Annotated in this window: 15 protein-coding genes; 9 read left to right on the top strand and 6 right to left on the bottom strand. The window is 38.6% G+C overall.

All coding sequences use genetic code 11. From position 1 onward, the window contains the following. Positions 1-112: 112 nt before the first annotated feature. Positions 113-439, top strand: a complete 327-nt coding sequence (locus tag KG708_RS01260) for a ribonuclease E inhibitor RraB (RefSeq protein ID WP_213608460.1) — start codon at positions 113-115, stop codon at positions 437-439. 25 nt (positions 440-464) lie between these two features. On the opposite strand, the gene KG708_RS01255 is transcribed toward KG708_RS01260, so the two are convergent. Next, positions 465-2,216, bottom strand: coding sequence for a DEAD/DEAH box helicase (locus KG708_RS01255; RefSeq protein WP_213607761.1), 1,752 nt, complete (start codon positions 2,214-2,216; stop codon positions 465-467). A 257-nt stretch (positions 2,217-2,473) separates the two neighbouring features. Here KG708_RS01255 and KG708_RS01250 point away from each other — a divergent pair, with 257 nt between their 5' ends. Beyond that, the gene (locus tag KG708_RS01250; RefSeq protein WP_213607760.1) at positions 2,474-4,024 is read left to right on the top strand and encodes an AbgT family transporter; all 1,551 of its coding nucleotides are present in this window, start codon (positions 2,474-2,476) and stop codon (positions 4,022-4,024) included. 360 nt (positions 4,025-4,384) lie between these two features. Further along, a complete protein-coding gene (locus KG708_RS01245) occupies positions 4,385-6,292 on the top strand; it encodes an alpha/beta fold hydrolase (RefSeq protein ID WP_213607759.1) in 1,908 nt (635 codons plus the stop codon). Between the two features lie 614 nt (positions 6,293-6,906). Here the strand turns inward: KG708_RS01245 and KG708_RS01240 are convergent. The 3 genes from KG708_RS01240 to KG708_RS01230 all read right to left on the bottom strand — a co-directional run bounded on the left by KG708_RS01240 (position 6,907) and on the right by KG708_RS01230 (position 13,752). After that, a complete protein-coding gene (locus tag KG708_RS01240; protein ID WP_213607758.1) occupies positions 6,907-7,830 on the bottom strand; it encodes a class I SAM-dependent methyltransferase in 924 nt (307 codons plus the stop codon). A 559-nt stretch (positions 7,831-8,389) separates the two neighbouring features. Continuing rightward, entirely contained in the window at positions 8,390-10,990 is a 2,601-nt protein-coding gene (locus KG708_RS01235) for a TonB-dependent receptor (RefSeq protein ID WP_213607757.1), read from the bottom strand. Positions 10,991-11,406: 416 nt separating this feature from the next. Next, positions 11,407-13,752, bottom strand: coding sequence for a DNA polymerase II (locus tag KG708_RS01230; RefSeq protein WP_213607756.1), 2,346 nt, complete (start codon positions 13,750-13,752; stop codon positions 11,407-11,409). Between the two features lie 60 nt (positions 13,753-13,812). On the opposite strand from KG708_RS01230, the gene dinG reads away from it, so the two are divergent. From dinG to KG708_RS01200, 6 genes are read left to right on the top strand one after another with little or no spacing between them, the layout of a single operon-like run. Then, complete coding sequence (gene dinG / locus KG708_RS01225; RefSeq protein ID WP_213607755.1) at positions 13,813-15,888, top strand: ATP-dependent DNA helicase DinG; 2,076 nt, start codon at positions 13,813-13,815, stop codon at positions 15,886-15,888. Next, positions 15,888-16,664: a TSUP family transporter gene (locus KG708_RS01220; RefSeq protein ID WP_213607754.1), complete on the top strand. Its 777-nt coding sequence runs from the start codon at positions 15,888-15,890 to the stop codon at positions 16,662-16,664. Before dinG ends, KG708_RS01220 begins: the two co-directional genes overlap by 1 nt. Before the next feature lies 1 nt (position 16,665). Then, positions 16,666-17,274, top strand: coding sequence for a primosomal replication protein (locus KG708_RS01215; RefSeq protein WP_213607753.1), 609 nt, complete (start codon positions 16,666-16,668; stop codon positions 17,272-17,274). Then, positions 17,274-18,161: a histone deacetylase gene (locus tag KG708_RS01210; RefSeq protein WP_213607752.1), complete on the top strand. Its 888-nt coding sequence runs from the start codon at positions 17,274-17,276 to the stop codon at positions 18,159-18,161. Before KG708_RS01215 ends, KG708_RS01210 begins: the two co-directional genes overlap by 1 nt. Positions 18,162-18,211: 50 nt before the next feature. After that, complete coding sequence (locus KG708_RS01205) at positions 18,212-18,484, top strand: late competence development ComFB family protein (protein ID WP_213607751.1); 273 nt, start codon at positions 18,212-18,214, stop codon at positions 18,482-18,484. Then, the gene (locus KG708_RS01200) at positions 18,477-18,629 is read left to right on the top strand and encodes a YbaM family protein (protein WP_081762898.1); all 153 of its coding nucleotides are present in this window, start codon (positions 18,477-18,479) and stop codon (positions 18,627-18,629) included. Before KG708_RS01205 ends, KG708_RS01200 begins: the two co-directional genes overlap by 8 nt. A gap of 2 nt (positions 18,630-18,631) precedes the next feature. Here the strand turns inward: KG708_RS01200 and KG708_RS01195 are convergent, their stop codons facing one another. Both KG708_RS01195 and KG708_RS01190 read right to left on the bottom strand, forming a co-directional pair. Next, positions 18,632-19,159: a sel1 repeat family protein gene (locus KG708_RS01195; RefSeq protein WP_213607750.1), complete on the bottom strand. Its 528-nt coding sequence runs from the start codon at positions 19,157-19,159 to the stop codon at positions 18,632-18,634. Between the two features lie 244 nt (positions 19,160-19,403). Next, complete coding sequence (locus tag KG708_RS01190; RefSeq protein WP_213607749.1) at positions 19,404-21,560, bottom strand: exonuclease domain-containing protein; 2,157 nt, start codon at positions 21,558-21,560, stop codon at positions 19,404-19,406. Positions 21,561-21,923 lie beyond the last annotated feature (363 nt).

Below are 21,923 nucleotides of genomic sequence, written 5' to 3'. Positions count from 1 at the left end.
AACTTAATCGCAATTAACACTCAAAGATGCAGTCAAAATTTAGTACGCGTTAACGGTTTATTTTGGTTACAATAGCTATAACGAGTACAAAATAAAATTAATGAGTTTTTTAATGCAATTCCCTGATGATGACAATGGCCAGCTACTTGCTGAAATTTCCGCCGCTGGTGTAGATTTAAGTAAAATGCAACAAATTGATTTTTACATTTTATTTGAACAACAGGTTGATGCCGAAAAATTTGCAACTGAGATTGTAAACGATGCGTTAGTACAAACTACTGACATGGAAAAATGTAAAGACACCGGTGTTTGGGAAGTAATTGCCCATGTACAAATGGTGCCAGAACACGCATTACTAGGCCAAGCAGAACAATACATTGAAAGTATTGCTAATAGTTTTAATGGCTACGGCGACGGCTGGGGATTAGACGCAGAATAAGCAATAACCTCAACACCAGTTAAGTCTATCGGCTTAGCTGGTTTGCTTTTCTAAAGCTGCCTTTATAATCAAAAAGTTTGTCGGCCACCTTCCAGCCATATTTTTTACTTTTTCGCGCAATCACAAAATCCGGTGGCGTTAAATTAAGTTGCGCTTTTATAACTTGCTCTGCACTGACAAATTCAATGGGGGATTGGCCCTGACCTACACGCTTACCAAACTGCTGATTAAAATAATACCGAGCCCCTTTGTGTGTTAAATCAAAAATTTCATCACAACTTGCTCCGTCTTCATCAAAATAAGTAATTTTTAACAATTGCTCTTTAAGTTTTACCACACTCAAGCCGCTACAACGTAGGACTAATGCATCTTTAAGGTTTAACGCATTGCGCAGCTTATCATCAGGGTCGGCCATCACAGCGTCACAATCATGGCATTTTCGAGCAGCAATATCATTTTGTGCGCCGCACTGCTCACACTCTTTAAAACGAAAGCGGTAATCGCATTGATCGCTTAAACCGTTATCATCTTCTAGCAAACCTTTACAACGCCTGCCGAAGTGCTCGATTACTTTGCCATCAGCATCTGTTTTTCCCCAAAATATATTGGCAAAGCCACACCCAGGACACAGCACTTGCACGGGTTCATTATCGCTATCGCCTTTTTTATCTCCCACTTCTGGGTAGAATAAGTCAAAGCCATTACCCGCATAGTCAATCACTAAACAATCGTTTTTACCTTCTGCCAACCTCAAGCCTCGACCGACAATTTGCTGGTATAAACTTACCGACTCTGTGGGGCGTAAAATAGCAATAAAATCAACATGGGGGGCATCAAAGCCGGTAGTAAGAACCGATATATTCACTAAATACTTTAATTTTTTAGCTTTAAATTGTTTAATTATTTTATCGCGTTCGCTATTTGGCGTATCTCCGGTGATCAGCGCACTGTGATCCTCTGGTAGATAAGTCATTATCTCTTGTGCATGCATAACCGTAGCTGCAAAAATCATCACGCCGTGGCGGTTCTCACTGTATTGAATAACCTGCTGCAGGATTGTTTGAGTTGCGCGGGTACACTTTTTAAGTAAAGCATTCATGTCGTCATTAGTATATTGCCCAAATGCATTGCTACTTAATGATGAAAAGTCATAATGGCTAATCGCAGCATCAACCTCTTTAGGGGGAGTTAAGTAGTTATGCTTAATCATATAGCGCAAAGGTAATTCAAAAATACAGTGTTTGAATGGACTCTCTTTATTGCCTCTTACAAACCCATGGTAATGATGATGATAAATCCAGCCTAACCCAAGGCGGTAAGGCGTTGCTGTTAAGCCTAATACTTTTAATTCAGGGTTGTGAGATTTAAGTGCATTAATAACCTTACCATATTGGCTTTTCTTTTCGCCATTCACTCTGTGGCACTCATCAATAATGAGTAATGAATAGTGCTCATTAAGTTTGTCTAAATTACGCGATAACGACTGCACACTCGCAAAAGTGACCTGATGGGTTAACGACTTTTCTTTTAATCCTGCGGAAAATATACTCGCCTCAAGACCAAAGCTTTTATACTTTTGAGCATTTTGCTCAACTAATTCTTTTACGTGCGCCAACACCAATATTTTTTGTTTAGCAATACGCGCAAGTTCAGCAATCACTAAACTTTTACCCGCACCTGTAGGCAGCACAATGACAGCAGGATCATTGGTTTTTCTAAAGTGTAAAACGGTGCGTTCAACCGCCTCGCTCTGGTAGGGTCTTAGGGTGTAGGTCATGCTATCAATACTTATTAAAGATGATGAATGAGTTATTTAGCTATTTTAATACGGTCGATTAAATTTTTATATCAAAGTATTACCGTAAAACGCAAACAACTAGAAAACCTGTGTTCCCCCCTTATAAAATCACATCACCGTTTTAAATACTCTAGAGCATTTACACTTAAAAACTTTCCTTTTAAGCAGTAAAAACGTTTACTATTTGCATTGAGCAACAAGCCACAAGTGCTTGTAAGTATTATAAAGAGGTAAAAATGACACAAAAAGAAATAGATCAAAACGTAGGCTTTATTGCCTTTATTGAGCGTATGGGCAAACGGATCCCCGATCCTGTAATTATATTTATATATTTTTTAGTTGGTGCACTTGCGCTTACAACCGTAATGGGCGGGTTGAGCTTTGAAACATACGGCGCTGCGGGTGAGCCAGTCGTTCACGAAATCAAAAATATGTTGGCATCTGAAAATGTAATTTGGCTATTTGATAATGCTCTATTAGCTAACTGGTTAGGCTTTGGCGGGGGGGTGCTTGGCGTGATCCTCATTGTTATGCTTGGGGTCGGTATTGCTGAGAGTTCAGGATTATTTAATGCCATTTTGAAAAAAGTTAGCCGCGGCTTACCAATTAAATGGCTACCGTTGTTGTTGGTATTTATAGGCATAATGAGCTCTATTGCAACCGATGCCGGCTACTTAATTTTAATACCACTGGCGGGGCTGTTGTATGCAGGGTTAGGTAAAAACCCGCTTATAGGCATGGCCGCAGCCTTTGCTGGCGTATCTGCTGGCTTTAGTGCCAACCTGATCCCCGCAACACCTATAGATGTTATTATCGGTGTTAATGCACAAGTCTTTGCGCAAGCGCAAAATATCCCCTTTGTTAATGCTGCTGGCGAGGCACTCACACCGGCTACCATGCACTACTACTTTATCTTTGTTTCGACCTTTGTACTAGCCGGCGTTGGTGCGTGGGTAACAGCTAAATTTGTAGCACCTAGGTTAGAACACAAACCCTATACTATTCCGAGCGATATACAATTATCTGACTTTGACGTAACCCCAGAAGAAAAACGAGGTCTTAGGGCTTCAGGTATTGCTTTAATCCTGGCGCTGGGAGCCATCACTGGATTAGCATTAGGCCCACTAGCCAGCTTTACCAATGAAGCTGGCCAACACGTTACGCCCTTTTTAAACAATATTATTTTAGTCATTACCTTTGTTTTTGCGGCAGTTGGTATTGCATTTGGCGTCGCCAGTGGCAAATTTAAGAGCATGTTAGACATAGTAAAAGCCATGGTAAAACAAATGGATACCATGGGCTACATCTTAGTTTTAACCTTCTTTTGTTATAACTTTTTAGGTATATTAAGTTATAGTGGATTAGGTGCTTACATTACATACCTAGGTGCAAATGCGCTTATTTTATTAGGGCTGCAGGAATACCCGGTATTACTTCTCATTGGCTTTGTGCTAATAACTGCACTAATTAATTTATTTGTGGGTGGTTTAACTTCTAAATGGATGTTATTAGGGCCAATTTTTATCCCTATGCTGTATATTGTAAACCCTGCTATGACCCCAGACTTAGTCGCGGCGGCTTTTCGTGTGGCAGATTCTGCGACGAATATAATTACCCCCATGATGAGCTATGCCGGAATTATATTGGCCTTTATGCGTAAATATAATCCTGATCTTGGTTTTGGCGAAATGATTGCAATGATGCTACCTTACTCTCTCGCCTTCTTAGGTGTTTGGCTCGTTATGCTCGTAGGCTTCTTTAGCTTTGGGATCCCTTTAGGGTTTTAACACAGTAATACGGCCTAATTTTACTCCCTCAGTGCATACTCTGAGGGATTTTAAAAGGTAAAGGGCATTGATAAAGATAAAAGTACCCTTTAGCAAATAATTGTACCCACTTTAATAAAACTATCAGCGCCCTCCACCGAACTCGCCATACTTCATAAAAAACTACATAGATTTATATGCCTGTCCTTTATTTTCATTTCCTTTATTTTTTAGCCCTTTATTTTTTAAAATAAAATATGCGATTTTAAGTTTAAATACTATCAAACGTCTTCTGCATTGGTTTCCAATTTAGTTAATCATGTTATTATTAGAATACACAATTTAATGGCATGTTAATCAACACCCTAAGGAAAGCAGCCAATGTTAATCAGGTTAATCATTTTATTATTACTCTTTACTCCTCTTACTTATGCAAAAAATAGCATAGAAGATTTTTTTAACAGTGGTGGATACCAGCAAGTAAAAATTTCTCCCTCTGGTAAATACTATTCAATAACAATTGAAGAGGGTTCTGAAGTAAAGCTTGTTATTCTTGAAAGAAAATCTAATAAAGTAATGAGTAGTTATGCTTTTGGTGAATATCAAAAAATAGTCAATGTAGATTGGGCTAATGACGAACGTTTTATAATGACAGTGCAAAAAACAGTGGGATATTTAGATACAAAAAGCGGCCAACCTTATTATGTTGCATCAAATGTTGATGGCTCTAATCGCCGCGAGATAATGGCATCACAACGTTCTATCTATCGCTTGCTTAGTTTGTTACCAAATGACAAAAAACATATATTGGTAACAAAACAACACTTCGCTGATGACTTTGCAGCAAAAGTACATAAGCTAAATATTTATAATGGCAGAGAAAGCTACCAAGCAGATCAACCTAAAGATGATGTATTTGGCATGGTAGCAGACATCGAAGGAAATCCAAGGATTGCATTTAGTTACAAAGAAGAAAAACACCACAAGCTCGGAGAAGGTGAACTCAGTATTTTTTATAAAAAAACAGCTAAGTCAAATTGGGATAAACTTAATTTAGATGCTTTAGGGTATAAAAAAGGAGACTCACTTAATATTATAGGTATGAATAAAGAAGGCAACTTAGCCTATTTATCCAGTGACTCAAACAGGCACAATTCAGCTATATATTCGTTTAATTTATTAACCGATGAGCTAAAAGAGATCCTCGCAAATGAACATGTTGATATCAATAATCCAATCTACGGGCAGCATGGTGAAGTAATAGGTGTTACCTATGATCCTCACTACCCTGATTTCTATTATTTCGACGATAAGTCTTCTAACGCCGTCTTTAAAAATCTAAGTGACACGTTTAAATCATATCGTCTTACTTACACCAGCCATTCTAAGAAAAATAGTTTATCCGTTTTTCAGGTATCAGCAGATAAATCACCTACTGAATTTTACCTCTATGACTTAAAATCAAAACAAGCAACCTTTATCGCTTCTAGAAATGCAAACATAGATAAAAAACAACTTGCCACTGTTGAACCCTTTAAAATTTTAGCCCGTGATGGAGTAAGCCTAAATGGCTACCTTACATTACCAAATAACGCTAAAGAGCCGTTAGCTGCTGTTGTTATGCTTCATGGTGGCCCACATGGTGTAAGAGATTTTTGGGGATTTAACGCTGAGGCTCAGTACTTAGCAAGCTTAGGCTATGCCGTAGTACAAGTTAACTTTAGAGGCTCTGGTGGCTACGGAAAAGCATTTCTTGAGAGTGGCTTTAAAAAATGGGGTCGTGAAATGCAAGACGATGTAACTGATGCAACACTTTGGGCAATTGAACAAAACATCATAGACCGCGATAAAATTTGTGTTTACGGCGGCAGCTACGGTGGATACGCTGCCTTAATGGGAGTTGTTAGAGAGCCAGACCTTTATAAATGTGCCATTGGTTATGTTGGCGTATATTCATTACCCGAAATGCTTAAAAGTGGCGATTCGCCAAAGAGCGAATCAGGTAGAAAATTTTTAAACACGGTACTTGGAGAAGATTTAGCGGATAAACAGAACCGCTCTCCGGCATATAATGTTGATAAAATAAAAGCAAGGTTATTCATAGCACATGGTTCTGACGATGTACGTGTACCTATGGAGCAATATCACGCGCTAACTAATGCACTTGATAAAATAAACTACCCTTACGAATCAATGGTAAGAGATGAAGGTCACGGTTACCACAAACCTAAAAACCGTCACGACTTTTATTCAAAAATGAAGACTTTTTTACACGAAAGTCTGCAATAGTCTTTTTATAATCTGCGCTGTATAAATACAGCATGTGTACTTAGCCCCAAGCAACTTTAAAAACCTATATTAAAGCTGTTTGGGGTTATATACTGTTATTGGCAACCACGTTGCAGCAAAAAACTCGCTCTATACACATTAACAGCAACTTTATTAAAAGCACCACCATGCTAACAAATTAAACAACCCCCAATTGTTTTTTAAATTATCTATGTAAAACATTTATATCCTAATTCCTCCTCATTACTGAAGCATTTCTTTATCGTTATAATTTATAGTAATCCGCTTGGATCTTCAGTCTATTTTAACGATAAGAACATTGATCTATAGCTAAGCAATTGTTACAGATAAAAAATAACAACATGATAGAGGGATTTAATTCGTTAAATTGTTCAAAATAGCTTAATAAAATAAGCTATTTTGAAAGAGGGAAATCGTGTTATAGCAAGGCAGAAAGTTTGTTATGTACTTGTTCTAAACAACGAATTTTTTAGCACAACTAGCGCCTGATATACCTTGAAAGAATAAATATGTACTATAGTGAGTTAGTATTAGCCGGTATAAAATACCCAACACCCTATAACAGTGATCACTTTCATATTCACCTGTAAAGATTAAATTTTAGCACTTAACACCCATGCAAATGGGTGATTTTCTACAATACATTGTGTTAAATCAACGACTTCAATTTGACTATGACTGCACGCGATACGCTCATTTATTTGCTTCTTGGTATATGAAACACTTGTTTGCTCTGACAAGCGCATAACTTGATGATCAACATTAGTTTTAAGCCTTAACAGCTTATCTTCTGAGTGAGTATTAATCGTTTTCATTATACTCGCTATGTGATTTACTAAATCTAAAAACCACTCTAATTCATCATCTTGATCAATTTTTAAAGCATTAAGCTTAGTAATGGCCTGTTGATTAAGGTGTGTAAATTGTGCTTCATTACCCGCTAGCTTTTCAGTAATTGCGTCTTGGAGGGTAGTAAATACCCCCGTCTTAATAACGCTTTCAAACACTGACAAACCCGCAGCAGAGTTAATAGCAATTGCAGATTGATGATGATGCATCATAAAAACTAATGCTGCATGCGGCTTTAATACGCGATGAACTTGCGCCAACGACTCAGCCCAGTTTGAATATTCAAAACCAAACTGACTTACTACTAAATCAAAAAAATCATCATCATAGTGAAGTGACTCCAGCCCAGTTGAAAACGCGAAGTTTATTTTGCTAATGGCGGCTAAAACCTGTTTATCATCTGATTTAATGCTGCTTATATCGATTTTTGCAAAATCACAAGCATAAATTTCAGCGTCAATACCGTGTTTATCGCAAACAACTTGAAGCCAAATTGCCAGAGCCCCTCTTCCTGTTGCTAAATCGAGTATTTTTATTGTGGTTTTATTTTGTTTTAAGATTATCTTTTCCCAAAAAAGCAATACTTCATCAGGGTAACCAAATTGATTATTTAATTCTGCAAAACTAGATAAGCTAGTTGTTGCATCCCAGTACTGATCCCAATGCATATTTTTTGTTCCACCTGTTAAGAATGTAGTATTAAAAATTAGCCAGAGTAGTTCCTTGCCATGTTTACAACAAAAGTAGCAAATATTTACTTACAGCTTTAAACTCGTTAAATAAAAATACTTGAGCTACCTCAAAGTATTAAGTTTTATGCCTACCAAAAAACATATATCAAAAGCTCTGCGTCATTATAGAGCAACTTTCTTATTGTTAAATCAGAGCCCCTATCTAGGAAGATTGGTATTTATAACATCACCCACGTTATTTATATTCAACAAATACCTTATTTAAACTTTTTAATAGTAGTAAAAACGTATCTAAAACCTGATATGTAGCTTTATTTAGTTATTTGATTGCAATGCAATTTTACTGGCAGGCAACACACTGTAGCGAATTAAATAATCCCTATTTGCTTAATTAAGTGAGCTATTTTGAGAGAGGGGAAATCGTGTCGATAGTAAGTCTCTTCTTGCCTTAAAATAACTCGATAAATTAGCGAGTTGCTATTGCAAAAAAAAAGAGCGACGCATTGTCGCTCTTTTATACAAGCTAACTAATTGTTTAGAAAGATTGTTTATAGTTAAAGTACATAATGCGACCAAAACCAGAGTATAGGTCAAAGTTGTACGGACGACCACCTGACGCAACTAGTGGTGGCTCTTTACCAAATGCATTTTGCGCACCAAAGCTAAACTTACCATTCCACTCAGTGTTGTATGCAATTTGCAAGTCATGCGTTATCCAAGTAGGTATGTGCCCTTCGCCGACACGGTTACCATTTGTGATTTCTACGTCTTCATACTGGTGACCAATTAGGTTAAGGTTCCACGTAAAGTCAAAATCAGCAACCGAATATACATTACTTAAATTCATACGACGTTGTGGAACTTCTGGGTCTCTCACAAAGTTACGTCCGCCATCGGTACTGTAATCAATAATATGCGATAACATGAAGTTAGTTGTTAAACGCCCTGTATCACCAAAATCGAAACTTGAACGCGCTTTAAAATCAATACCCGATGTTTCTAAACTACCATCGTTACCAAAACCACGCACAAGCTCTGTAATTGCACCATTTGGCGCACGGCTTACAGTAAATGCTGGCGGTAGTGAATCACCACGGTCTGTCGCATCTATGATGTATTGCGCGCCAAAAGCACGAATACGGTTAGTGATTTCTGTGTCATAGTAATCAATTTCAAAATCAATGTTATCAGTTAGCTGGTAAACAAGACCTAAAGCAATTTGCTTAGACTGCTCAGACTGTAAATCAGGGTTAGAAATAACAATTGCGTTGATTTGAGACGAACAACCAGCGTCTTGGCCAATAGCCTCACAAGTTCTATCATCTGTTACTGAGTCAGCAGATTCAGCAGGCTGCTGCGTTAAATCAGGTAACGATGGAGCACGGAAACCCTTACCCCATGATGCACGAAGTACTAAGTCATCGTTAAACTCGTAACGTGCAGATACTTTTGGAGAAAAGTCACTACCGTAGTCAGAGTAATCATCAAAACGACCTGCAAAGTTAAGTTCAAATCCCTCAGTAACTGGTACTAATGCTTCGAAAAACGCACTACGTACAGAGCGGTCACCGCCAGCACTACTACCTGAAGAGCCACCTACTTGACCAGCTTCTGATAACGAGTCGTACTTGTCGGCATAATCTTCAGTTCTGTATTCAAAACCAACAAATGCTTGGATTGCACCTGCATCTGTTTCCATAACATCAAACGATGCATTGGCAAAAAATTCTTCTTGGTTAAATTTACCAGTACGTGAAGTGGTTACACGCATTGCATTTTTAACTTCATCAGGTGCACCATACGGGTCATTTAGCATGTATGTACCATCGTTAATGTACTGACGCGCTATGCTACGTAAAATGTAACCTTCACCAACGTTATGGCTTTCGTTAATCGTTTTACGGCCACCAAATTCAACGGCAACATCACCAAACATACCGTTTGTACCAAAAGTGATATCTTTGAGTTCAGTAGAAAGATTATTATCGCGGTTGCCTAAAGCAGCAAAGCGGTGCCAAAAATCTAACGGCTGTTGCTCCATGCCTAATGATTCATCATATAAAGGGCTGTCAGGGTTGGTAGGGTTATTTGGGCTATCTGCATCAATTTGATCAGGACCATATGCAGACTCATCCAAGCCCGGTGCATAACGGCCAAATGACTTAGTTTGAGCAACGTTAATATTTGTAAATACACTCCAATCGCTATTAATGTCATAACGAGCTTTTACAAACGCCGAGCGGTTTTTAATTGACGCTTCATCTGCTGCTACAGCAGCAAAGTTAAAACCACAACGGTCACCTATGCGGTAAAAGTTCTCATCACCAATGCCTTCACAAGTTGCGTTTGGCGAGAAGAAATCAAAGTTACTGGCACCTGGAATGTAATTACCGTCTTCATCTTGGGCCATGGTAGTAAAGTTGTTTGAATATACAGAACCGCCTGGCTCTACCCATGGGAAGTCACGTTGATATACGATATCACGGCCATTCCATGAAGCACCTGCAAGTACTGATGCGTTGTCTGAAGACGAACCAAACACTACTGATCCGTTTTCACGGTCGCCGCCTTCATGCTCAATTCGACCTGAACCGATGTTTATTTCAGCACCATTGTAATCTTTACGTGTTATAACGTTAATTACACCACCGATTGCATCTGAACCATAAAGGGCAGATGCACCGTCAGATAATATTTCAACACGCTCAACTGCTGCCATAGGAATAAAGTTTAAATCTTGGCTAGAACCTGTAAGCGTTGATTTTGGTAAACGACGTCCATCAACGAGTACTAAAGTACGGTCTGCACCTAAACCACGTAAACTAACAGATGAAGCGCCTTGCGCTGAACTACCAGATTGCGGACGGAACGAACCCAGACTGTTAAACGTTGTGTTACGCAATAAATCAGAAACCGAAGACTCGCCACTTAACTCAATTGCTGCACGGTCAATAACTGTAATTGGTAAATCGCCAGCCATATCAACACGCTTGATACGTGAACCTGTCACTTCAATTTTTTCAACTTCATCTACGCCTTCTTCTGCAGCAAATGAACTTGCTGAAAAAGCAGCGGTAGAAACTGCACCAAAAGCAATCGCTAAACGAACCGCTTTTGAAACTTTATTATTTAACATTTGATTCTCCCTAGAATACTCTTTGTTATTTTGTTTTTGACCACTTAGTTGTTAATGGATTGGTGATCACGTATTCGATGATAATACTATGAATGCAGGGTGGTCAACATTAAATTAACTTTAAAAGTACTTTAAGTTGTTTTTGTTATCATTTTTGACGATGTTTTATTATTTTTTTAATCTTATTTTTTAAGTAAGTTTTATCAATCACTTTGTAACTAAACCGTAAAATAAAAATCAAGCAATTGATTATTAATATTTATTTTTAATTATTATCGCAATTTTATTTTTTGTCGTTCTTGAATGAAAATGTAACAAGTGCCGCTCTTGTTAATTAAATTTTAAATATTTTATTCGTATTATTTATTTTTGCCCGAATAATTAACTACATAACATGCATTAAGCTCATAGTTAATTTAAAACAATGAGGCTTGTGTAGATTCAGATGTTGTGTTTAATGCGCTTAATATCATTTGCGCAACAGGGTCGAGCTGTCTTTGAATATATAGGGGGTAATTGAGGGTGTTTTTACCGGTATTAAGCTCAGCGCCGGTTACTGCGTAAACATATTCAATCACCTGCCCGCGTTTTATTTCAAACTCAGGATGATTCGCTTTATATTTTTTAACAGCTTGAACATGAGGAGGAATATTTTTGATGTAATCGTTAAGGTGCTGCCCTAACCGCTTTCTATATACTAATTTACTGTCGAACTCACCATTATAAAGTTTTTGAGTGTAGCTATTTATAATATCGTGCAGTTGTTGTATTTCGAAGTTGTCAGTAAATAACGTCTCAAATAATTCGGTTTGAAACTCCTGCGCAAACTCAGTCCAATCACTGCGAACGGTTTCCATACCTTTAAATACCAGTTTTTTTTCATTATTTTTGCTTACTTGACCAACATAACGTTTTTTAGAACCTGTTTTTTTACCTCGTATAGTTGGCATAAAAAACGGGCTGTAATGGGTTTCAAATTCAATTTCTAAATAGCTTTGTAAGTCATAACGCTGCTTTAAGTCTACCTGCCACTTTTCGTTAATATGTCGAACAAGTTGGCAGCCAATTTCGTTACACTGCGCTGGGCTTTTATCTTCACAAAGTTTTACAAACGTTGAGTCGGTATCACCGTAAATCACCTCAAAGCCTTGCGCTTCTATCCATTTACGGGTTGTTTGCATTATCTCATGGCCACGCAAAGTAATAGAACTCGATAAACGCGGATCGTAAAACCGACAACCCTTAGAGCCGAGTACGCCATATAAACTATTCATAATAATTTTAATCGCTTGCGAGAGCATAGGTTGATTAGTGTCTTTTGCCTCTTGGCGTGTTTGGGTGAGGTGTGCAATTAATTTGGGGAGATGGTGCTGCGTTCTTGAGAATAACGCCTGATTAAATCCTTCAACCGCATGCTCTGGTGCATTTAACCCTGCGATTAAACCTAGCGGGTCAATACAAAACGTACGCATAATTGAAGGGTATAAGCTTTTGAAATCCAATACCAAAACGTTTTTATACAGCCCTGGAGTCGACTCCATCACATAGCCACCGGGGCTCTCAAATGAGAGGCCATGATCGCCTAAATTGGGGGCAACATAACCACTGCGGTGTAATAACGGTAAGTATAAGTTTGTAAATGCGGCAACCGAGCCACCCATGCGTTCCAGTTCAAGCCCTGTTATTTGGGTTCTGACTATGGCAAATTCAAATAACTTTAATTTTTCGAAAATTTGATTAACTAAAATACAATCTTGGCGGTTATAAGCCGCTAACGCGAGCTTATCTTCGTTGAATTGGCGTACAATTTCTGTTAATCGGTTATCGGTTTTTATTAATTTAGATTCGTTAAGCACCCGCTCTGCAACATTAGCTAACGAAAAGCTGTCAAATCGGTAAGTGGCATTTTTTAGTGTATCAATGCCATCTATTACGCAGCGCCCAGGAAGCGTTAACCGGGTGTAATGGCCTTTATTAATATATAAAGGTTGATTATCTCGGCCAAAGTTAAGGGTAAGTCCTAAGGCCTCTGCTCGCTCTTGCAATAAACTAAAGTCAAAATCAATAACATTCCAACCAATAATAACATCGGGGTCGTTATTGATAATGTATTGCTGCAGCTTGTCGAGCAGGTTAATTTCGTCATAACACCAGTCTATTTCAAATGTTGAATCACTTTGCTGCGGCTCACCTATCATCAACACACAATCTAGACCATTTCCTACAAGCGCAACACTAAAAAGCACCCCATCGCCATTACATTCTATATCCAAAGAAACAGACGTAAGCGTTGGTGTGTAATCTGGGTTTGCTTTTAATTTTGCGTCATTAATTTCAATAAAGCCGTTTTTAGTGATGGCGTTACCGGTTACCCATACTCCGCCTTTAATAAAGCGCTCCATTAAAAAGCGGTCACTGTGACGTATATCGGCTTCGTAAATAGGCATTGCTTGCTCTAAAAGAGCTCGTGCAGTATATAAACTTTTTATATCCTCAAAGTAACATGCCACACATTCACTGCCACTGAAATGGTACAGCTCAACGTTATTAAACTGCACTTTTATACTTGCCTGTTGTAATAATGTATTTGCAGTATGTTGTTCTGCCAATGGGATGAAAAACACCGCTTGCTGGTTTTCAATAACCACTTTTATCGGCCCCTGATCAGAGCTTAACCAATAGCATAAAGTAATACCTTGCGCATTTTTAGCCGCATATTGTTGCCTTGATAAAATAAAGCCCTGATAGATTGCTTGTGTCAATGTTCGATCCCACTTAATATATGCACTGTAATTATATACATATTTTAGGTTAATCATCTCATGCTATCGAGCTCACTAAAACAAACAATTAGACAAGTACACCAGCATGTTGCAAATAACCTAAGCGATTACCGCCCTCGCAGTAGTCAAAACTACCTGGTAGCCGAAATCGCCAAAACCTTAGCTGGCGAGTACCATAAAAAGCAACGTATTTGTGTTATTGAAGCTGGCACAGGTACAGGTAAGTCATTAGCTTACTGCCTAGGCGCATTACCACTGGCATTAGCACAAAAAAAGAAGCTCGTTATTTCGACGGCTACTGTGGCTTTACAAGAGCAGTTAATAGCAAAAGAACTGCCGTTTTTTAAAAAACATTCAGGGCTCGATTTTAAATTTGATTTAGTTAAAGGGCGCCAGCGTTATATTTGTGCACACAAACTTCATAATGCGGTTAACGGCGATAGCCAAACGCAAATGGAGTTTATGCCTACCCTTACATCGCCATTAAGCGATATGGAAACAAAATGCTTAAAGCAACTTTATGATGCTTACGTAAATAAAAAATGGCAAGGTGATAGAGACAGCTGGGCAGATACCATTCCTGATAGAGTATGGGGGCTTATTGCCTGCGATAAACATGCCTGCCAACGCCAGATGAAAGCACATCAAACATGCCCGTTTCAACTGGCTCGCCAGCAGTTAATGCAAATGGACGTATTGGTTATAAACCATTCGTTACTGTTAGCCGATTTAGACTTAGGGGGCGGAAAAATTTTACCTGAGCCCGACAACACCATATATGTAATCGATGAAGCGCATCATCTTGCCCATATAACACGTGATTTTTCATCTGCCGCCGCCACAATAAAAGGCACGATTGATTGGCTCGACAAACTCACTAAATTCAGTGGCAAAATGGCTAAAGTGTTAGTGGGTCAAAAAGGTATTGGGCAAAACTTTAAGTTATGCGATAGCGTTAACGATGCTAACAAAGATTTAAAAGTGGTGCGCGATATACTCGACAACGCCGATTTTGAATATTCTAAAGACGATACCTATCGCTTTGAACATGGTGAAATCCCTAAATCGTTACACGCTAAGGCAAAAGATATTAGCGAAGCCACGCTTGATGCATTACGGTGTTTAAATAAAATGCACGACACCCTCACCCAAGATGTAAGCGACGGTGATATTAAACCTTATGTTGCCGACCCCATTCTGGCTGAAAGCGGGCAATACATAAACCGATTAGAGCAACTTAATAAATTATGGTTTAGTTACGCCACTAAAGGCGAAGGCACACCGCATGCGCGTTGGATAAAACGACTTGAATATAAAAGCCATCATGATCACTTGCTTAGCGACTGCCCGATTGAGGTCGGTTACTATTTAAAAGATAAGCTGTGGAACGAATGTGCTGGTGCTGTTTTATGCTCAGCAACCCTGAGCGCACTCGGTTCATTTGATCACTTTGCCTATGAAAGCGGCCTTGCCAAAGAAGAAGGGGTGAAATTTATTAAAGTGCCCTCTCCTTTTGATTACCCTAAGCAAGCTACTTTGCGCATTCCGGCATCAAGTATAGAGCCAACCGATAAAGAGTTTAGCGATCATATTGCTAAAACGTTACCCGAGTATCTCAACACTAAAAAGGCCAATTTAGTGTTATTTGCCTCGTACTGGCAAATGGACCATGTAAGTAAGTTTCTTAGAACAAAAGGATTTAACTTATTAGTACAAGGTGAAATGTCACGAGAAGCTTTGCTAAAGTTACACACTAAAAATATTGATGAAGGCAAGGGCAGTATTTTATTTGGCACCCAAAGCCTCTCTGAAGGGCTTGATTTGCCTGGTAAATATTTAGAGAATCTGATTATTACAAAAATTCCCTTTGCGGTGCCCACATCACCAATAGAAGAAGCACAAGCGGAGTTTGTTCAAAGTAAAGGCGGTAATCCGTTTTTATCGATTACTGTGCCAGACGCAGCAAAGAAATTGGTACAAAGCTGTGGTAGACTGCTGCGTAAAGAAAGTGATAGTGGCACAATTACTATTTTAGATAGACGCTTAATCACCAAACGATATGGCAAAGCCATGCTTGATACCTTACCACCCTTTAAAAGACAAATAGATTATTAATGTTTGAACTTGCACTAGACCCAACAACATGGGCTATTTTATGTGGCGTTGCACTTTTGGCAGGCTTTATTGATGCCATTGCCGGCGGTGGTGGCTTACTTACCGTACCTGCACTATTAACAGCGGGTTTACCGCCGCACTTAACACTGGGTACAAATAAACTGGCAGCAACCTTTGGCTCTTTAACGGCTAGTATTACCTATTATAAAAAACAACTATTTAACCCACGATTTTGGTTTGCATCTATTATAGCCACCGCTATAGGTGCTTTAATTGGCACACTTATTGTTGATCATTTAAGTATTGAATTTTTAAATAAGCTCTTACCCATTATTATCATTTTGGTGGCTTGCTACAGCTTATTTGGCAATTTAAGCACCACACAAAGTGACGAATTACCTAAATTAACCCCAGCAATAAAAGTAAAGCAGTGGCTACAAGGATTAAGCTTAGGCTTTTTTGATGGCTTAGCCGGCCCCGGTACGGGCACCTTTTGGACAGCCTCAAATGGTATGCTTTATAAAATGAGCTTACTACTAAACTGTGGCTTAGCCCGTTCAATGAATTTTGTTTCTAATTTTATTTCGCTCATTACCTTTGTTGCACTTGGCCATGTTAACTTTTTACTGGGAATTACAATGGGCTTCTTTATCATGCTTGGTGCGTGGTTTGGCGCACATTCAGCGATTCGTTTTGGTAGTAAATTTATTCGTCCAGTATTTAATACTGTGGTTATACTTTTAGCGTTAAAACTAATTTACGAGGCATACTTTTAATATGCAATCTGCTGCTTTAGACAAACTACGCCAACAAGTTGCCACGCTTAAGCAACAGGCAGAGCAATTTGACAAAGCAAAGCTCTTTTCTAAAAACCGTTATATGCAGGCACAGCCAAGCTTATTTGACAGAGCCGTATTTAGCACCAAAAGCATGAACTTGGTTGATTACGTAGTAGAAATAGAAGATGAAATAGCCAGCCTACCACCGAGCGATCACCGCCATGCCTACACTTACGCACTTGAGCGCATTGCTAGTCAGGTACAAGCGGTGTTTAATGTAATTAAATCGACCCCTATTTGGGTAAAAGAAAATAAAAGCCATTACAAGCCTCGTGCCAAACAGCCCGTTTACAAGCAAGCAGTGCAAAAAATCATGCAGTCGTCCCATGAATTATATGATGAGCTTAAACAAAACCATGAATTTGAACGCCGACTAATACTGATGATTGAAGAGCGTAAATTGCAAATGGAAAAAGCATCACCAGCGCAGGCACAAAAGCTTAACCAGGAAATTTTAACCACTCATGCGCGACTCGGCCGTTGTAGAAAAGCAATTTCTGCCACCGAAGACAAAATTCAACAAGTAGAAAAACAACAGCTACGCTAATGCAGCTTTTTTATCACGATCTGTACTCGCAATTAGCGTTACCTGAACGCCATCGCTTTCCAATTAAAAAGTATCAGCAGCTCAAGCATGAAGTTGAATGTTTAGGCTACACCCAATTTATATCACCTTCGCCAGCAACTACAGCGCAATTAAACTTATGCCATAACTCAGATTATATTACTGACTTTTTAAACGGGTCGTTAACTGACAAAGCGGTTAAGAAAATGGGGTTCCCTCACTCTCCTGAACTTGTTAAGCGAACACTTTACTCTGTTGGTGCCAGTATTCAAGCCGCTGAAACAGCACTTAAAAGTGGTTTAGCGGCTAATTTAAGTGGCGGTTATCATCATGCTTATAGCAATTACGGCAGTGGCTTTTGTATTTTTAATGATTTAGCCATTGCGGCAGCGCACCTTATTGCAACGGAGCAAGCCGACACCGTATTAATATTTGATTGTGACGTACACCAAGGTGACGGTACCGCGCAAATAACCCAACATCACGAGCATATAATTAGCTGCTCAATTCACTGTGAACAAAACTTTCCTCGGCAAAAACAGCACTCAAACTACGACTTTGGCTTACCTGCAAACACCACAGATGCAGAGTATTTAACAACACTAGAGCAAGCTCTTGAGTTATGTGTTCGTCTCCACCAGCCCGATATTATTTTATATAATGCGGGCGCCGATATTTACATCAAAGACGAACTCGGCTTATTTGATGTTTCCTTAGCTGGTGTATATGAGCGCGACTTTAAGGTTCTTAACTTTTGTAAGCAGCGAAACATACCGCTTATGTGCGCTTTAGGTGGTGGTTATCAGCGTAACATCAATAATTTAGTCAGTGTCCATAAGCAACTATTTAAAGCGGCTCTCGATTTATAACAATCCTTGGTATAGACTCATCAAAGACAATAACAAAGAGTGACAGGAATATGCGATTAGATGACGACATACACAATTTTTACGAAAAACTCGTTCTAGAAGAAATAGAAAAACGTAAACTTAATGAGCGTTACAACGACGATGTAATGGCTGACTTTTGCTGTACCGTGCTCAATCAATTACCCCCACGTTATATTCGATACGATGTAGACATGGCGTTTTATTTAACTCAAACAGATCGTTTAGATATGGAACAACGCGTTGAAGCGGCCATTGACTATGCCATTGATCAGATTGCTAAAAAGAAAGATATTAATGAGTAACCCGCTAGAAGACGCCCCTACGCACATAAAACTGGCTGTTGATTTAATTATGATATTAGAACAACACGACGTAGAGCCCGAAGAGGTTTTAAAAGCACTCGACATTGTAAAAAGCGACTTTGAGAAAAAGCTAGTTAGTAACTAGCTTTACTCTATTGTTTGTATTTCATGAACGGTGACAACACCATCGTGTTTATTACAATCAATTTTAATTTCGCCGAATGTGCGCCTAGGTGATGTTGACCTACGGCAGGTCATGTTTTGAGCTTTAACACCAAACTGCTCAATATAAACGGCAACAATTGCATCTATTTGTTGCTTCTCGTGTGTTGTCGCAGCTGCATAAAAAGTATCATATTGTTGTGACCAATTTTCAACGCCTGCTTCTGCAGCAACACCCAACCACCCCATACCAAGCTTAGTTGATTGCTCTAAATATTGTCCTTTTAAAAACATAAACGCTAGGGTGTATTGTGCACTTTTATAACCTAATGCAGCGGGCTCTTTTAAATAGTTAAAAGCCTCTTCAAACTCCCCTTTTCTGTATGCCTTAACACCATTATATTCTTTTTTCTTCATGTTATTATCGCTGTAAAGACTTATTGGTGACGAATTACAGCCAGTTATTAAAGCCATCAATACCAGCAAAGTGGCACTCAATTGTCGATGATTCATTATTATCCTTAATTTATTATTGTTTTTGCCCAGAAACATACACCACTTTTAAAACACCCGCCCTAAAAGATGTTAACATAAATTTAATATTATCATGGGATTGCGAAGCTTACAGCGATTATTTTATTAGCGCAGTTTTAATCGCCCATTAAAAATAAATAAACCTAATTTTTTAATACCCTCTATTTATACACAAGGCACTTTACCACTTTAAGCAAAATACATTTTAACTGACGTAAATCTATCACTGGCTGTCCGTTTGCTGAACCAGTAACAATAACTGCGCGGCCGCTTTAGCATCGTCTAATGCACGGTGATGATTAGTTAAATTTAAATTAAAGTGTGCCGATAAATTACCGAGTGAGTATGACTTTAATCCCTTAAATGCTTTGCGTGATTCAACGACTGTACACAGTTTTGGCATTTTAAAATTAATTCCCACCCTCTCAAGCTCTTTTTTAATAAAGCCATAATCAAAATTAACATTATGCGCCACAAAAATACTGCCTGAGAGCTGATTCAGTAACGGCTCTGCAATATCGCTAAATATGGGCGCATTGCTTACCATGGCATCGTTAATGCCTGTAAGCGAGGTAATAAAGCGCGGGATGGGTCGCTCTGGATTTATCAATGTGGTCCATGTATCAATTATTTCGCCCTGCTTTACTTTAACAATACCAATTTCGGTAATGCGGTTACCGCCTTTGAGGCCTCCTGTAGTTTCAATATCTACCACACTATAAATACGGTTAGGGTCTACATACCACTTCACCGCTGCAATATTGACTTTAAAACCACTGTTTTTTAAATTATCGATGCTCACTAGCTGGTTTCTTTTAAGCTTGTCTCCGGGCGCTTTTACCTCTTCAAAATGAACTGTGCTGTTATCAACAATCATTAAATCGGGGTAACCATCTTTTAATTGTCGGTAGTTTTTTGCCATGTTTTTTAAATGGCTTAATAGCGCATTTATCGGGCTGTTTAAAATAAGCATCTCTAATGGCTTTAATACATCTTTGTGCCATCTAAATAAGCCATTTGGTTGCTCATAATACTTCGCTGCATGGTTATACACTAAACGCAGCAATTTTTGGGTACTATTACACGCAGCCAGCCGCGCCTCTACTTGCGAGGATTGATTTAAATAAAATGTATCTGTTTTTAAGGCTTGCGGGTAAATATCAAACTCATTGCAGGGTGGGGTTGGGGTTTCAATAAAAAGTTCCTGCCAAAAAACCAGCGCAAATAAGCTTTGCCACAAAGTATTCTCAGTATAAAAAACGTGTTTACCTTGACGAGTGTAGTGATCACTTACACCTAACTCAACATCGCCACGGTAAAGTTCATCAACTTCTATAATACAGCGTGTACTGGCTAACATTTCACTAAGCCGTGAGCGTGTTTGCTTGTTAAATTTGCGCATTAAAAAGTCATCCGCAAAGTACAGTAACTCATCGGTGAGTGGATTTTCTATAATTTTCTCAAGTTGCACCTTTACCCATTCTTTATTGCCTAAACGGTATTGCTCTCTTATTTGAATTTCTAGTGCGTGCGCATCGTCTTCGCAGGCATTAAGTACATCAAACGCTAATACAGGGTTAGTTGTTTTTAGTTGCTTATAAAGTATGACCAATAACTTATTCTTTAGCTTTCGAGCTACAACCCCTACTGCTAATTCATTTATTAACTGTTTTGCTAACGTCTCATTTTCATTGTCATCTTTCGCGTTTTTAACGGCTAACCGAAAACGGTTTAACACATAGTTAGATTGCGCTTCCTCAATTGAGTCAAAGCGAGACAAACTTTCATTATGCCCTTGCCTAACAGGAGTTACCCCTAAATCTCTTAGTACAAACCGATTTTGATGATTAACATCACCGGCACTGAGCCTGCCAATATACAAAAACTCAAAATACTGATAACACTCGTCTCTATTATTGATCACGTACTGATTATATAAATGCGAAAGACGCTCAGGCTTAGATTCAAAAAATGAAATAGCGACTTCAACTAAACAACTTTTAGCCGCACTTTTTTTAAATAATGGTGGCAGCTCTTGTTGAGCTAGCAACTCAATTAAGGCCGGCTTTGTTAGGTGACTAAGCAGTTGCTTAGCGTCTGCTGGTGAGGGTTCACATACTAACCCGGCTGTTTTTAAATTAAAAAGTGCCTGATAAGGCGAAATAATCTCTTCATAGTTTAATGACTGAATTTGCACTAAATAAGGCTTACGAGAATAAATACGCGCTAGCATGCATTGGCTTTGCTCGTCGAGCGTGTTTATTTTATTAATAAATGTAATGTGCTTTTGTTCAAGTAAATGCATACATTTATCGCTCACAAAGTCTATTAACTCTTTAAAATGTGCCAAATAATATTTTGCTGGTAACTCTTTTCTCATAAAAACCGCCAATACTGTATATAAAAACAGTATAATTATTTGAGCGCTTTTAGCAACCCAATTAAGAGTTAATAGTCTTTTAGAATTTAAATTGATTCAATCTGGGGCGCTTTAATTTCAGCGAGGTTTGTTACTTAATAAACTAAGTAAAAACCGAGCACCCTTTTTATACCCAGGCCCTTATCTTCACCTGTGTAGATAGCAGAACCCTTCAAGCAGTGCGTGTTTAACATTAACGAAGCGTTAGTACCTATTTACGGGCATTCACATGGCAAAAGATCTATTTTGCTCAAAAGTCAAACACACTGCTGAAACTTCAATCTCAAAAGATAAACAGACCCTCGCGCAACTCAATTAATTTAT

It is taken from the genome of Pseudoalteromonas sp. (genome assembly GCF_018402495.1).
Taxonomy (GTDB): Bacteria; Pseudomonadota; Gammaproteobacteria; order Enterobacterales; family Alteromonadaceae; genus Pseudoalteromonas.
Note: the sequence above shows the minus strand (reverse complement) of the source record. Positions and strands in the feature narration are given on the sequence as shown.

Coding starts and splice junctions, on each gene's coding strand:
- KG708_RS01260 (WP_213608460.1), top strand. CDS start 113: ATGCAATTCCCTGATGATGACAATGGCCAGCTACTTGCTGAAATTTCC.
- KG708_RS01255 (WP_213607761.1), bottom strand. CDS start 2,216: ATGACCTACACCCTAAGACCCTACCAGAGCGAGGCGGTTGAACGCACC.
- KG708_RS01250 (WP_213607760.1), top strand. CDS start 2,474: ATGACACAAAAAGAAATAGATCAAAACGTAGGCTTTATTGCCTTTATT.
- KG708_RS01245 (WP_213607759.1), top strand. CDS start 4,385: ATGTTAATCAGGTTAATCATTTTATTATTACTCTTTACTCCTCTTACT.
- KG708_RS01240 (WP_213607758.1), bottom strand. CDS start 7,830: ATGCATTGGGATCAGTACTGGGATGCAACAACTAGCTTATCTAGTTTT.
- KG708_RS01235 (WP_213607757.1), bottom strand. CDS start 10,990: ATGTTAAATAATAAAGTTTCAAAAGCGGTTCGTTTAGCGATTGCTTTT.
- dinG (WP_213607755.1), top strand. CDS start 13,813: ATGCTATCGAGCTCACTAAAACAAACAATTAGACAAGTACACCAGCAT.
- KG708_RS01220 (WP_213607754.1), top strand. CDS start 15,888: ATGTTTGAACTTGCACTAGACCCAACAACATGGGCTATTTTATGTGGC.
- KG708_RS01215 (WP_213607753.1), top strand. CDS start 16,666: ATGCAATCTGCTGCTTTAGACAAACTACGCCAACAAGTTGCCACGCTT.
- KG708_RS01210 (WP_213607752.1), top strand. CDS start 17,274: ATGCAGCTTTTTTATCACGATCTGTACTCGCAATTAGCGTTACCTGAA.
- KG708_RS01205 (WP_213607751.1), top strand. CDS start 18,212: ATGCGATTAGATGACGACATACACAATTTTTACGAAAAACTCGTTCTA.
- KG708_RS01200 (WP_081762898.1), top strand. CDS start 18,477: ATGAGTAACCCGCTAGAAGACGCCCCTACGCACATAAAACTGGCTGTT.
- KG708_RS01195 (WP_213607750.1), bottom strand. CDS start 19,159: ATGAATCATCGACAATTGAGTGCCACTTTGCTGGTATTGATGGCTTTA.
- KG708_RS01190 (WP_213607749.1), bottom strand. CDS start 21,560: ATGAGAAAAGAGTTACCAGCAAAATATTATTTGGCACATTTTAAAGAG.